Here is a 13,929-nt window from a genome sequence, read left to right on the forward strand (position 1 = left end):
GAACAACCTTTTGATCGCTGTTATCCCAGATTTTTCGATTCCTTTTAACAAGGGGAAATCCGGGGATTACATATGCTTTCGATGCAGCTTTCTTTCAAAAAGCTTTTAGGCGCACGCTTCGCTTCATCAGGTTATTTCTGTCCTCTCCGTTATCGTGTAAATATTTAGTTGAACATCTATATTGCTGTTACTGTATTACCATGATCTCTGTACTTAAGCGGCTTCGCTTGTTTTCTTCTCATCCTCGGACCAGCTTTGACGTGTCATGGTCCCCCATGAGTTGTTGTTTTGCAGGAACTGCACATGTCCCTGCAATCTCCACAGTACGCCCAGCTGATGGTAACCCACGAATTTCAGCGCGGAGTAGACCAGCATTTTGACCAGATCGGAGAGTTTGTTGTAACGCTTGAAAGCAATCTCCTCCAGGACAAGTGCGCCTACACTCAGCAGATAACCACTCACGAAGTTCAATAGTCCGAACAGAAGCAGGATTGGCCACTGGGTCATATCCAGAAGGACATATCCAGCGAGAGCTAGCAGTCCGGTAATTCGGAAATACGGGTTGAGTGCTTCAAAAATGACGTTATACGGCATCGTTACCATACCCATCACTTTGTATTTGGGATTGAACAGCATGCCTCGATTCTCCAGCATGTTCTTCAGGTTCCCACGGCCCCAGCGCTTGCGCTGACTGGACAAGATCCGGTAGGAATCGGGGGCTTGTGTCCAGCAAACAGCCTCAGGACAGAAGGCAACCCGGTACTTCAATTTATTTTCCAGCATATAACGGTGCAGCTTGATAATGATGTTCATGTCTTCCCCGGGATAACCATCCCGATACCCACCTACGGCAATTACAGCATCCTTACGGAACATGCCGAAAGCACCGGAGACAATGATCAGACCGTTCATATGACTCCAACCAATCCGTCCGCCCAGGAAGGCTTTGAGATATTCAATCGACTGGAACATGGGCCAGATTTTGCGCGGCAGCGATACATCTTGCACTGCCCCGTTTTCGATTTTGCAGCCATTGGCGATCCGTACATCTCCCCCGATGGCTACTGTCTCTTCCGGATTCTCCATATACATGCGTGCCATGCGGATCAGAGCATCCTTCTCCAGCAATGAATCGGCGTCAATGGAAGAGATCAGCGGATAATGAGACAAGTTGATTCCTGCATTGAGGGAATCTGCCTTCCCGCCATTTTCCTTGTCAATGACATACAGATCAGGGAACTCCGGATTATGGTAAATCCCGCGAATTTTCTGACAGGCGATCTTGCCCCGAATCTTCGTATTGGGTACCGGCTTCAGGCGGTATTCATCCAGCAAAATCTTCAGTGTGGAGTCACTGGAACCGTCATTAACGACGATTACTTCATAAGTTGGATAATTCAGCGTCATCAGACAGTTCACATTTTCAATAATCGTCAGTTCCTCGTTGTATGCCGGTACCAGCAGAGAAACCGAAGGCACCAGTTCCGATCCTGACAAGGTATTATATTTGGAATAATGCGACCGGCGGAAGATCGTCCAGATGTTACGGAACGATAAGGCCAGGATGGAAAAATAGAGCGTATTGACGAAAACAACATAGTAGATTGCGACCATGCCGTAGATTAATAATAGATCCCTAAGCAGTGTAATCCCCTCCTACCGTAGCGACACCTGTGCGTTTCTTGCTGGTTCTGTTCTCCCGTACAGGCCCAAAATAACGATCGTACAGCAGTCTTTTTTTGTTATGAGCAATCATCTGCTCTACAGCTCTGTCATCGGTTCTCGTGTGCTGCATGGTACTCTCGATCTGCTGCATCGCAATCTCGCGTTCAGCACCTGTTCCTTGTACCGCAGCCTGACACAGCGCTTCAAATCCCGGTTCGCCAAGCTTACTCAGACTCTCCGCACTGTTATAACGAACTCTCCAGTCTTCATCCCGCAGCGCTTTGCGCAGCAGTGGAATACTACCCGATGCATGCTTCGAACCGAGTGCTTGCACCACTTCGGCACGAACTTCCGGGTCAGTGTCCTGAATCAGCTTCAGAATCGTCTCATCCCGCAGTGCCGGACTTGCGCTAAGATACAGCTTCACCGCCTCGGCACGTACATCCTGATGTTCGGCTCCTACAAGTCTGTCCAGTGCAGGCATGACTTCAGGCACAGCCTGTCCCCACATCGCAACGAGTCCGACTTTGACAAAATCCGGATTCCGATCTTCCAGCAATTCGATTAGAATTCTGCTGGTATCCAGACTGGTTTCAAGCAGAATATCTGCTGCAAGATGGTGAATGGACTTGCCTTTGTTCAACAGCAACGCCAGCATGTCTTTTAGTTCCCCTTGCCGGGTTGTACATCTTGCGATGGAGCGACCAATCATAATGGCCATCGGCCCCGGCTTCTCATCCTTCAGCAATTCCATCAAGCCGGGAACAGCTTCTGGACAACGCATGCCACCCAAGCGATAAGCCGCATCAATCTGGCGACCGTAACGCAGACGGCCTAATTCCTTCAGATCATGCTCTACAAATCCTGCTTCACGGCATAGTGCAATTAATTTGTCGCGATATTCACCCTTGAACTGGTCGATCCATTCAATCAGCCTGTCCTGAATAACTCTGCGTTCCAGCGGAGCCAGCTTGCCTGGTGGCAATCTCAGCGGGCTATTCTCGGTTAAGGCCGTTTGCAGATAAGTGAAGTAGTCGCGCTGTTTTAATTCATAGAACGCCGTCTTGCGTCGTTTGCCGTTGTGGGACATTTTCATGGCAAACAATACGATGACGCCTACAACAACAAGTGCGATACAGATGTACAAAAACAGATAGGCCAAAGCCAAACTTGGAAACATGTGAAAAGGTCCTCCTTTATACTCATTTATTCGATCTGAAAACTAGGAATTTTCTCGTAGCTCTTCTTCATTTTTTCGTAGCTAAGCTTCAGCCGTTCACTATACTGCACCTGCTCCCAAGGCTGCCAGCTATATACCGGCAAAGTCTTCAGATCCAGGGTTGTCTGTTCACCCCCAGGCCAAGATACTTTCTTCGTGGCGCGGTCCGTTAACCATGGAATGAGGGTGACACCTTCCACAGCAACTGTGGAGAACTCACGTTCATTCTTGAGCGGTCCATAGTCAATCGCTTGCAGTGAACTCGGATCACCGAATCCAAGTAACATCCAGGGAATTCGCATCTCCACCTGATTGCCGTTATACTGCCATGCCGTTAACGAATCCGTGTCGGACTGACCGGGAGCTGTCGTTCCCCGTTTCAAAGTTCCGACCTTTTCATTCATGAATGGATGAGCAGATCGGGTATCCGGCGGTGTCATCCTCAGGCTGACTGCCAGATTCCATGGGTGGAACGGATCTGCGGTGTCTGACTGTTGATCTGGCAGCATGTCGTATCCTTCCTTGCCGTACAGGCGCTGATTGAAGTCATAATCCTTGGCAATCTCCACCTGAGATTCTTCATCCTGCCCCAGTGTAATCACCGTCTCAAGACCATCACTGAGCGTTCGGCCCGGGAGTAACTTATCAGGCTGACTGCCTCCAGCAAGTGTATCAGTCCCGATTCGCAGCACCGTCTGTTTCGGGTCAAAAGGTTGATCCAAGGTCAGCCCAATATACAGATAAGCTTCATCATGGGTCATCTTCATTTCTTGGATGCCGTCCACTTGGCCCTGCCAGGTCGTAACTTCTTCATCCTTCAGATCATCCCAGTCATCCAGTGATCCGTCGATGGTCAACTGTTCCTGTTTCCCCGGGTCCATGGCAAGCAGACCAAACATCTTCTCGTTTGTCAGCACGTTCAGCCAATATGCACGTCGATCAGCAGGAATTTCCAGTGGCATCGTGTTCCATGTTTTTTTGAACCATTCATCCTGCCACATGAACACAATGGCTCCCGAATATCCCTCATCATAGATATCCTGCGTCAGTGACGCGTCAATATCTCCCTGCTCTACTTCGTTATGTCCACCCTGATTCCGGCCTCCCATACCCAGATGGGAAATACCAAGAGAAGATGGTACGCCATACTCTGTAACCATTACAGGAATATCGGAAAACTCGGCTTTGAGTTTGCGCAGATAACTTTTGTACGTGTTGTACTCGCCATTCTCATCCTTGATGGTTTGGAGCGTTTTATCAATATGGAACAGATCCGGGTAATACGGGTACACATGGTAGGCTGCAAAATAACCTCCCTGCCACCCCTCAGGCTGAATATGCCGGGCATCCACACTGACGAGATCCTCTTCATACAGCGGCTCGCCGGGATGATCCAGCACATCGGTCGTTACCCAGTTGGTGAAGGTCATCGGATGCTCCCATCCATACTGCTTCTCCAGTACCGCCGTATGATCCAGCAGCTCTGCGAGCCAGTTCTCAAACGGTGATGCTTCTGGCGTAGCCGAGAAATGAACTCCCTTGTACTGCGGCACGTCCGCATGTTTCTCGTTTGTATTGTCTACCATCGCCGGGTCCCATTCCGTACCCACATGCCAGGCCATCAGATATTTTCCTGCATTTGTCTTGTATTTGCCGCTGGACTCTCCCTGCTTGGCCGGAATGTCCGCATCGCCATAGACAGCAGATACGGCCTTTTCAATCTCCTGCTTGAACGTCTGCTCAATATGGGCGGCGTAGGCATCCTGTTTCTCAATCAACTCTTCCTCAGGTGACCATATGCCCTGTATAAAATATAACGGTTGCTCCCGTCCACGGTTATATTCGACCAATGCGGTGTAGAAAATCGGTTCGTGAACCGTGTATACCCGAATAACATTGGCTCCCAGATCCTCGATCTGTTGGAACCACCGCAAATAATCCTCTTTGGTCAGCGGAAATTCTCCCGGGTAATGCCCCGGTGATGTTGCGCCCAGATTGACACCTTTGACGAACATCTCCCTCCACGTTCCATCCGGCCCGTATTCCATGAACCGGTCTCCATCGGTCTTGAATTTCATTTCCGTGCCGTTCTCCGCTGTGTACGTAACAAGCTTGGGTTGCATATAGTGCCATCCGGCAAATATCCCGCCGGTAACCACCACTGCGCCTGTCAACACCGTTAATAACCAGCGTCTTCGTCTTTGTCTGCTCATGTCGTTAGATTGCTCACCTCTCTAATATCATCCTGCTTCAACATCGAATGGTCCAACATGAAGTGCACGAATCATTCCGCTTCGGATGTCCGCTTGGTAGAGATGTCAGCGGTGTAGTTCTCACTATAGCGCTAAGACTCTGCATTTGTAACTAGGCTGATGGAAGCAAACATGAAATGGAACATTCTGCCCATGATTCGTAAAAAGCGCCATCAACGGGTACCCGAAAGCCTTCAGGGTACATCTGATTCCTGAACACTAATATCTGCTTGAATCGCATGGTTTGGATACCGTGCTGATCTTGCAATTCTGGAACCTTTATTGTTATGTGCAACGCGGGTACAGGCAACGTTTGCCGTTAGAACGCATACCCCATTAAACGCGAGTTATATTTTAAAGTTGCGGACGTTTTTACAGTATTAACCATAAAGATTACAAAATTGATACTATAGTCTGATAACGCATCAGCGATATTCCGCGTCACATCAAGGTTTTCTGAAAAGTGCAGAAAACCAAAAAAGGACATCAGTCCCCCTCTATAGGACTGTACCCATTTATAACCCTTTTACAAAAAGCGAAATGAACGCCCGGTCATCACCCTCAAGTCACGGATCTCTCACATTAAATGTAAAAAAGTGCATCTTATTTCCTAATTTCTGACTCTAATATGGTCTTAGGGCAATTGTGTCCAATTTGCAAAATAATTCCGGTTGCCGCATTTTAAATTGTCAGATATGCTTATAAAACAAGAACACTTGTTCCAAACTGTGAATTAAATGTTAAATAACGATATTCAAATGAAGATAATCCATGGTGAACAGAGTACCGCATCACGAATAAGGAGAGAAGTCTTATGTCCCGCCAAGACAGACGTGTCATCATGCTGGCTGACTGCCAGTCATTCTACGCCAGTGTGGAGAAGTCTGCACATCCCGAATACAAGGACCTCCCCCTCGTAGTCGCGGGAGACCCGGCCCGTCGCTCGGGTATTATTCTCGCAGCCTGTCCACTCGCCAAGTCCTATGGAATTACGACAGCAGAACGACTAGGCGAAGCACTCGCCAAATGTCCGGATGTCGTGGTTGTCCGCCCTCGGATGGCTGAGTACATTCGGGTGTCCCTTCATATTACACGCATCCTTCAGTCTTACACCGATCTGGTAGAGCCCTATAGTATTGATGAACAGTTTCTCGATGTAACCGGAAGTCTGGAACTGTTCGGCAGCCCCGAGACGATTGCTCGCAGCATACAATCCAGGGTGATGGAGGAGACGGGTGTATACATTCGGATCGGCATCAGTGATACCAAGGTCGTTAGCAAGATGGCCTGTGACTTGTATGCCAAAAAAGTCCCAGGAGGCATCTGCACGCTGCCCCGCAAAGACCTGCCAACAACCATCTGGAAGAAGCCTATACGAGACATGTTCATGGTCGGTTCCCGCATGGCGCAGCATCTCTACAAGATGGGGGTCCATACGATCGGTGATCTGGCCCAGACCCCACTGTCCCGACTCAGAGAACGTTGGGGTGTGAATGGCGAGGTACTATGGCGTATCGCTCGCGGTATGGATGATTCCCCGGTCAAACCCGGGACATATGCTAATCAGCAGCAGGGAATTGGACATCAGATGACGCTGCCCCGGGACTATGACTCGTGGGAAGATATCAAAGTGGTCCTGCTTGAACTGGCCGAACTCGTCAGTCGACGTTCCCGGGACAAATCACTTATGGGCCATGTGGTCTCAGTTGCATGTCGCGGACAGGATTATGATCGACCAACCGGATTCTCCCGTCAGATGAAGGTCAATGAACCCACCAACATTACGGACGAAGTATACGATGCGGCAGCAGCGCTGTTCCTGCGCCATTGGGACGGACTACCCATCCGCCGCATCAGCGTGTCACTGACCGGACTTGTACCCGATTCTGAAGTTCAGCTGTCCTGGTTCGATGACCGTGAACGCAAAAGAGAACTGGAACGTGCGACAGATGATATCAAGCGCAGGTACGGAGATACTGCCATTATGCGGGCATCCTCCCTCTGCTCGTCCGCGCAAGCCCATGAACGTTCTCATAAAATTGGAGGTCATTATAAATGAGTAAAAAACTGCAGCAAAACGGTATCTTCGAATCCTCACGCATGATGCTCCCCGAACACCGGGAAGCCTACATTCTTCATCAGGAACAACTTGCTCCTCGTACCCGCCCATCTCTGGATGCCCAGGCCGCGGAAGAAATGTCCCGTCTGCTCAGCAACTCGATGATGCTTGGAGATAGAGTCACCATTACGTTGTTTCACGAACATGACGATATCCGTTACACGGGACAGGTGCTTCGGCTGGACCGTCCTGCCCGTACCCTCAGACTACGGATGGAAGATGGGTCCCGGGATATTCAGATGAACCTCATTACAGATGTGGCCCTAGCCGATGACTGAGGGCGTTTATACCTACCCCAGTGTTGTGGATTCTCCATGATAGGTGCACCTTAGTCGTTACATTCAGGACTGTCTTCCTACACATCCTGATGAATACCAAAAGCAGCCGACGAAACATACCCAGGCCATTCACTTCGTTCAAAAGAAGTAAAATATCGGATACGTGATTCATCGGCTACATATAAGGGTATGGCTTTTTTTTAGAAAACTTTTAGAAAAAGCTCCAGTCGAATTCCTTGGACAGACGCTCAAGCAGATGCACGCCTGCAAGGCTGTTACCTTTGCGATTCAGAGCGGGTCCAATCACTCCAATACCGAACTGTCCCGGTACCAGAGTCAATATCCCACCGGAAACCCCACTTTTGGCGGGCAAACCGACTTCAATGGCGAATTCACCTGACGCATTATACATCCCACAGGTCGTCATGAAGGTTTTCGCAATCTGTACATACCGACGAGGGATGAGTTCTTCACCCGTAATCGGATCGGTTCCATCATAAGCCAAAACCAGTGCCATGCGTGCCAAGTCCGCACAGGTCACTTCAATGGAACAATGACGGAAATACACGGCAAGTACATCTTCCACGTCATCCTTGATCACACCATTATGCTTCAAGAAATATGCCAGTGAACGATTCAGGTGCCCACTCTCCGACTCGGACTTGAATACATCCTCGTTATAACCCAACTGATCATTATGCGCGAGCCTACGGAAGAACTCCAGGATGCGCCGTGATTTCTCCTCTTTGCAATCTCCTCCAATGAGGGAGGACACCGTAATCGCGCCGGCATTGATCAACGGATTGAACGGAATTCCGGGTTCAACCAGCTCGAGCTTGATCATCGAGTCGTAATCATCGCCTGTAGGTTCTTTTCCTACATTAAAGAAGACTGCTTCTTCTCCATGATCCATTAAGGCCAGAATTAAGGTGAAGACTTTGGAGATACTTTGCATCGTAAATGGCACACCGCAATCCCCTGCCGACACATGATTGCCTTCGGCGTCCATGATATGTATACCCAGCTCATCCTGAGAAGCTTTGACAAGCTCCGGGATATAAGAAGCGACTTTACCTTGCCCTGTGTGCAACCGACTGGTCTCCAGCCACTCCGGCAGTAAATCATTCAGACGCTCCATGGTTGTATTGCTCATATGTCATCTCCTCCACATCTCTATATGTACCTCTTGCATGAAATGTGCATGGTGAGCGCCCATATCATTAATGAGCAATGCGCTCCATCCATCCCATGCAAGAAGCCTCATATGTCTGATTACCCGCAGAACAGTTACTTTACCGCTTCATTTGAAGATCTAACTCCAAAATCTCACCAGGAAGACCATCATAATCCCCTGTCCAGGTGGATACAAAGTTCTGTCTGGTTAAAATCTGGCGGGAAGCGACGTTAGACGGATCGATAACAGCATAGAGCGATCCAATCCCTGCGGCTTGTGCCTGGATAATCAACCGTGACGCAATGGATGTCCCTTGGCCCTTGCCCCAATGTTCGGGCAGAATCATATAACCTATTTCAGCCCGATTCGGGTCTTTCTGATCTGGAATCAGTTTGGCATAGGCTACTCCCGCTCCTTCTTCACTGAATACTCGGTAATGTCCACATGTGGAACGTTCATTAAACTCCAGCATGGATTCGAATTGCGTTCTCGCCTCTTGCTCCGGTATTGCCCGTTCTGTAATCTGTTTCATCACTTCCGTATTGGAAACCAATGCGTAATAATCGTCAAAATCAGGTTGTGTGTATTTAATGAATTTCATGATATGCCTCCTCTGGGGTACATAACTTGGTCTTGGTGTTGTTGAATTCACCTAGAGTATAACAGAAGCGAATGATGGAATGCACACAAGGCACCCCACTTGCAGGCAGCCGGATGGTCCAAAAGGCCAACAGTCTGACCAGCAATTTGGCAACAATAGATACCAAAAAGCGGCCTCATCTGGAGACCGCTTTGTTTACTTTGTTTTTAATTTGCTTTTTAAGATGAAGAAATATTCTCTGTTCGGTGCTTCCAAAGCGTGCTATTAGCTTGCCCGTGATGAAGGCTTAAGGTTCATCTGTTTTTCACGTTGACGTTCACGACGACCTTGACCTGGAGGGGTAATGATCAGTGCGAGCAACAGGGAGACTGCACAGAGTACGGCAATCACGATGAAGGTTAGATGGAACCCGCCCAGCAGGGCGCTGATGAATGATCCTGCCAAAGCACCAAATCCAAAGCCCTGATAAATCACTCCATAGTTTTTGCTCTGATTTTTCAGTCCGAAGTAATCAGCCACAATCGCCGGGAATACCGTAATGTTACCGCCGAAGCAGAATGCAACGGCCGCCACACAGGCGAAGAAGATCCCGAAGGTCAATGGAACCAGACTAAGTGTCATGACAGCTACAGCTGTCACCAGCAGCGCACCAGCGATGACTTTCATTCGTCCCACTTTGTCCGACAGCGCACCGAGAATAATACGTCCTGCCGTGTTAAAGATCGCAACCATGGCCACTGCGTTGGCAGCTGTAGCTACATCTAGACCTGCAAGCTGTACACCGATATCTTTGACAATACCGATTAGATACAGACCGCTCATACACGCTGTGAAGAAAATAACGAACAACATGTACGCTTCTTTTGTACGCAGCATCTCTTTCACCGTGTAGTCCTGACGCGCCACCACTTGTTTCGGGCCATTCTTGCTTGCCGGAGCCTGTTCACGAACAACCGCTTCACGGATCAGGAATGATCCGGCAACCACCAGAACCAGAACAATAATGCCCCAGTACATAAATGCCTGAGCAGGACCAACGGCCCCGATCAATGCCGAGTTCACATATTTGAACAATAAACTACCGGTACCAAAAGCTCCGACTGAGATCCCTGAGATCAGACCTTTACGTTCCGGGAACCACTTGATCAGATTGGATAGCGACGTAATGTACGCTGTACCATCTGCAAAACCAACGACAAATCCAGCCAAAATGTACAGCAGAGTTAATGAAGAGACTTGGGAACTTAGAATAAGACCCAGCCCAAGCACAACCCCGGCCACACGAATCAGGCGCTGAAGACCCCAACGTTCCTGCAACCGCCCTGCAAACAATGTGGCAAATGCCAAAGCAAAACTGGTAATTGAAAAAGTTATCGCGACCGAGCTGACGTCCCATCCGAAACGATCAGACAGCGGTTGATTGAATAAACTCCACGTATAGATGGTTCCAAGACCCATTTGTACAATGATAGTCCCCAAAACAATAAGCCAGCGGTTCATTTTTGTAGGTGTAATTGTTGATGTAGGTGCTGATGAAGCGGATGAAATAGCTGCTTTCATCGTGATCTCCCCTTTGCCGATGTCATATACATGAATGCGTTCACAAGGTAATCATACATGAAAGGGGATTCATTACACCGTTTTGAGCATGAGTTGCATCAGATGCGGAATGAAATGCTTCTAGATGCGCATGAGTTGCCTGAACTCTTTGACCTTCCCGCGACTCACGGGCACTTCAGCTTCCAGATCGCGCAGGCGAAGCAGGTACGTATTGTTGAACCAAGGTACGATTTCACGGATTTGCGACAGATTTACAACGTACGAACGGTGGCAGCGAAAGAACGTATCCTGTGGCAGACGGCTATGAAAATCCGATATGCTCACTGGCATGGTGAACTCCCCATTTTTGGTATATACCTTCGTCACTTTCTCTTGCGCTTCCGCATAGTAGATATCTGCCGTATCCGTAACAATAATATTGTCATTCCGCAGCAGATTAATTCTTCTGTTGGTATGGGAATTCGTATCTCGTACCAGTTCACCGTGCGCAGCAGATCCGTCCTCCATAGGGGCTGGTTCATCCTCAACATATTGCTCCACTGGCGCATGATCACGTTTGAATGCTATCTCCAGCTTATGGAGCATCGCAGCGATTCTCTTCTCGTCATAAGGCTTCAAAATATAATCAAATGCCTCCAACTCAAAGGCTTCTGCTGCATGTTCCTTGTATGCCGTAGTAAAAACAATATAGGGTTTTGTTGCAAATTTCCCAATATGATGGGCCAGCATCATGCCGTCCAGCGAGGGAATATTGATATCGAGGAAAATGACATCCACTTCTTGTTCCTGCAAAAATTTCAGTACATCCAGCCCGTCTTCAAGGCGATCCACCACCTCAATCTGGCTATGTTCCTGGATTAAGTAATTCAATTCCTCGCTTGCCAGAATCTCGTCTTCCACAATAAGAGCTCTCATCGATCCATCATCACCTTGTTACGACATCTCCTTTGGGCACATCAAATAAAATATCGGTTCCTTGTTCCAGCCTGGTAATGGTTACACCTTGTCCGTAAATAAGCTTGACCCGGCGATGCACATTATACAGCCCGATCTGGTTACCAGGCATACGGTCATGGTAGACCCGTTCAATAATATCTGCACTGATCCCTGCCCCTGTATCGCTGACACTAATGCGAACAAACTCCGGATAATCCTGTACCCGAATTCGAACAGTACCCGGTCCTTTCACCTTGAGAATGCCATGAATAATGGCATTTTCGACGAGCGGCTGGATGACAAGACTCGGAATATGCACCGCGACCTCATCAATCTCATAGATTACATTCAGTCGGCTGCCAAAGCGGGCTTTCTCAATCTCTACATAATTACGGACCTGCTCCAGTTCCTTATGAATATCAATTAACTCATCCGACAGTTCCAGATTGTACCGCATGTATCCGGATAGATTCACAATCAGCTCCCGCGCACGATCCGGTTTGGTTCGAATGGACGAAGCAATCGCATTTAGCGCATTAAACAGAAAATGAGGGTGAATGGTTGTCTGTAATGCACGCAGCTCCGCTTTGTTGGCAGCAGCCTTGATCTCCTCTACCCGCGATACCTCCATCTGGGTCGAGATGATCTGCGACAGACCTACAGCCATCGTTTGCAAAGGATACGTAATTTTATAGGCTTTGCGATAATAGATTTTGAGCGCACCTGTAATTTCTCCTCGTTCTTTAAGCGGAATGATTAACAGCGAGTGGATATCCGGTGTTTTCTCATCAATGACATCATTACTGATTGTAATCTCCCCGCTGGAGATCGTCTTCTTGGTCATCTCACTTATAATTTCATTACCAATATGATATCGTTCCTCACCAAATCCTACATATGCCAGTACATTCCGGGTATCCGTAATCGCAACGGCATCTGCCTGAATATCCTCCTGAATAATACGGCAGATTTTGCGCAGAGAATCCTCGTCAATGGAACGGAAGTACGGCAAGGTTTTGTTAGCAATCTCTAGGGCGAGCTTCGCCTGACGAGCTGCAATCATTTCCTTTTCCCCTTCAACACTCTGCACCAGGAGCACAATCAGCCCTATGTTGACTTCACCCAGAATCATAGGCAGCGCAATCTTCGAAACAATATCTGCACCCAATGGATCGGGATAGGAAAATAGCAGGATCAGTAACATCGTGAGCGCTTCACAGATCATACCTGCTCCAATACCGATGATCCATCGCTTAGGCTTGGGCGTGTACTTATGTATATATCCGGATACCAGACCCGCCAGGATACTCGTGATTAGACAAGGTATAGCTGTGACACCATCCATATCGATCAAATACCGATGTACACCTGACACAATCCCCGTAATAATACCCACAGGCGCCCCGAACAAAATACCACCCGATAGCACCGCTATAATGCGGACATTCACCAGTGAACCTTCCACATTAATGCCCGTATACGTTCCGAAGATGGCAAAAGCACAGAATAACAAGGTAACCGCAATAGACTCCTGCCACCTTAATTTCCCCTTTTGCAGAATCTGCCTAAACCTCGGCACCCTCGACAGAAAGAATAAAAATATAATCAACAGCGCCGCCCGTTCAAATAAACCAAGCAGCATCGTAAACATCTCCAATCGTACTTCCTCCACATCTGTCTGAAAATAAAAGACATGTCTCATTGTAATGCCAATCCGCCACAACATCTATAAATTAACTCTGATTCACACAACTAACTTGTATGCAACAGTTTACCGCTCCCCCTGGAGGAAAGCAAAGTACATCCTGTGACAATCAAAAAAGGGAATATGTGAAGATCAACCATCACCTCATATTTCCATAAAATCAACAAATACAGAAATTCCTATGATATAATTAATGACTTGTCATGTTATTCCAATTGGTCAAAAATTAATTACAGAAAGGTGTTCAAGCATGCTTGCCATTATACTCCTAGGTTCACTTCTGCTTTTTAGTCTAATATGGCTTATCCTATATGGCGTCTCCAGACGATCGAACGATCCTGATCGCTCAACAAGACTTGTCCTGCAAATGATTTTATTTATTTCAATCCTGGTCTTACTTGTGCAAGACTACATCCTGAA

At 48.0% G+C, this 13,929-nt stretch carries 11 protein-coding genes; 2 read left to right on the forward strand and 9 right to left on the reverse strand.

The annotated features are described in order from the left end of the window. Nucleotides 1-213: 213 nt before the first annotated feature. From NLBNIHML_RS07325 to NLBNIHML_RS07335, 3 genes are read right to left on the reverse strand one after another with little or no spacing between them, the layout of a single operon-like run. Nucleotides 214-1,614: a glycosyltransferase family 2 protein gene (locus NLBNIHML_RS07325; RefSeq protein ID WP_339307069.1), complete on the reverse strand. Its 1,401-nt coding sequence runs from the start codon at nucleotides 1,612-1,614 to the stop codon at nucleotides 214-216. Between the two features lie 22 nt (nucleotides 1,615-1,636). After that, entirely contained in the window at nucleotides 1,637-2,845 is a 1,209-nt protein-coding gene (locus NLBNIHML_RS07330) for a HEAT repeat domain-containing protein (RefSeq protein WP_342570617.1), read from the reverse strand. A 26-nt stretch (nucleotides 2,846-2,871) separates the two neighbouring features. Then, nucleotides 2,872-5,097, reverse strand: coding sequence for a hypothetical protein (locus NLBNIHML_RS07335; RefSeq protein ID WP_494354098.1), 2,226 nt, complete (start codon nucleotides 5,095-5,097; stop codon nucleotides 2,872-2,874). Nucleotides 5,098-5,950: 853 nt separating this feature from the next. Between NLBNIHML_RS07335 and NLBNIHML_RS07340 the strand changes: the two genes are divergently transcribed. Continuing rightward, entirely contained in the window at nucleotides 5,951-7,195 is a 1,245-nt protein-coding gene (locus tag NLBNIHML_RS07340; protein ID WP_494354099.1) for a DNA polymerase IV, read from the forward strand. Beyond that, complete coding sequence (locus NLBNIHML_RS07345; protein WP_339256301.1) at nucleotides 7,192-7,533, forward strand: YolD-like family protein; 342 nt, start codon at nucleotides 7,192-7,194, stop codon at nucleotides 7,531-7,533. The genes NLBNIHML_RS07340 and NLBNIHML_RS07345 overlap by 4 nt, the downstream gene beginning before the upstream one ends. A gap of 211 nt (nucleotides 7,534-7,744) precedes the next feature. Here NLBNIHML_RS07345 and glsA read toward each other — a convergent pair whose 3' ends face one another. From glsA to NLBNIHML_RS07375, 6 genes are all read right to left on the reverse strand, one after another. Further along, nucleotides 7,745-8,686, reverse strand: coding sequence for a glutaminase A (glsA, locus tag NLBNIHML_RS07350; protein ID WP_339235652.1), 942 nt, complete (start codon nucleotides 8,684-8,686; stop codon nucleotides 7,745-7,747). A 139-nt stretch (nucleotides 8,687-8,825) separates the two neighbouring features. Then, nucleotides 8,826-9,308 carry a GNAT family N-acetyltransferase gene (locus NLBNIHML_RS07355; protein ID WP_339256303.1) on the reverse strand — a complete coding sequence of 161 codons (483 nt, stop codon included), beginning with the start codon at nucleotides 9,306-9,308 and terminating at the stop codon, nucleotides 8,826-8,828. Next, nucleotides 9,295-9,474, reverse strand: coding sequence for a hypothetical protein (locus NLBNIHML_RS07360; protein WP_339256305.1), 180 nt, complete (start codon nucleotides 9,472-9,474; stop codon nucleotides 9,295-9,297). Before NLBNIHML_RS07360 ends, NLBNIHML_RS07355 begins: the two co-directional genes overlap by 14 nt. A 98-nt stretch (nucleotides 9,475-9,572) precedes the next feature. Beyond that, complete coding sequence (locus NLBNIHML_RS07365) at nucleotides 9,573-10,808, reverse strand: L-lactate MFS transporter (RefSeq protein WP_339243137.1); 1,236 nt, start codon at nucleotides 10,806-10,808, stop codon at nucleotides 9,573-9,575. 180 nt (nucleotides 10,809-10,988) lie between these two features. Then, complete coding sequence (locus NLBNIHML_RS07370) at nucleotides 10,989-11,783, reverse strand: LytR/AlgR family response regulator transcription factor (RefSeq protein WP_339235658.1); 795 nt, start codon at nucleotides 11,781-11,783, stop codon at nucleotides 10,989-10,991. Between the two features lie 10 nt (nucleotides 11,784-11,793). Further along, on the reverse strand, nucleotides 11,794-13,446 hold the full coding sequence (locus NLBNIHML_RS07375; RefSeq protein WP_339243138.1) for a LytS/YhcK type 5TM receptor domain-containing protein: 1,653 nt from the start codon (nucleotides 13,444-13,446) through the stop codon (nucleotides 11,794-11,796). Nucleotides 13,447-13,929: the final 483 nt, after the last annotated feature.

Source organism: Paenibacillus sp. JNU01 (genome assembly GCF_059130585.1).

Bases quoted from the DNA above. Each gene is read 5' to 3' on its own strand.
- NLBNIHML_RS07330 (WP_342570617.1), bottom strand. From the start codon at position 2,845: ATGTTTCCAAGTTTGGCTTTGGCCTATCTGTTTTTGTACATCTGTATC.
- NLBNIHML_RS07355 (WP_339256303.1), bottom strand. From the start codon at position 9,308: ATGAAATTCATTAAATACACACAACCTGATTTTGACGATTATTACGCA.
- NLBNIHML_RS07365 (WP_339243137.1), bottom strand. From the start codon at position 10,808: ATGAACCGCTGGCTTATTGTTTTGGGGACTATCATTGTACAAATGGGT.
- NLBNIHML_RS07325 (WP_339307069.1), bottom strand. From the start codon at position 1,614: ATGGTCGCAATCTACTATGTTGTTTTCGTCAATACGCTCTATTTTTCC.
- glsA (WP_339235652.1), bottom strand. From the start codon at position 8,686: ATGAGCAATACAACCATGGAGCGTCTGAATGATTTACTGCCGGAGTGG.
- NLBNIHML_RS07335 (WP_494354098.1), bottom strand. From the start codon at position 5,097: ATGAGCAGACAAAGACGAAGACGCTGGTTATTAACGGTGTTGACAGGC.
- NLBNIHML_RS07370 (WP_339235658.1), bottom strand. From the start codon at position 11,783: ATGAGAGCTCTTATTGTGGAAGACGAGATTCTGGCAAGCGAGGAATTG.
- NLBNIHML_RS07340 (WP_494354099.1), top strand. From the start codon at position 5,951: ATGTCCCGCCAAGACAGACGTGTCATCATGCTGGCTGACTGCCAGTCA.
- NLBNIHML_RS07345 (WP_339256301.1), top strand. From the start codon at position 7,192: ATGAGTAAAAAACTGCAGCAAAACGGTATCTTCGAATCCTCACGCATG.
- NLBNIHML_RS07375 (WP_339243138.1), bottom strand. From the start codon at position 13,446: ATGCTGCTTGGTTTATTTGAACGGGCGGCGCTGTTGATTATATTTTTA.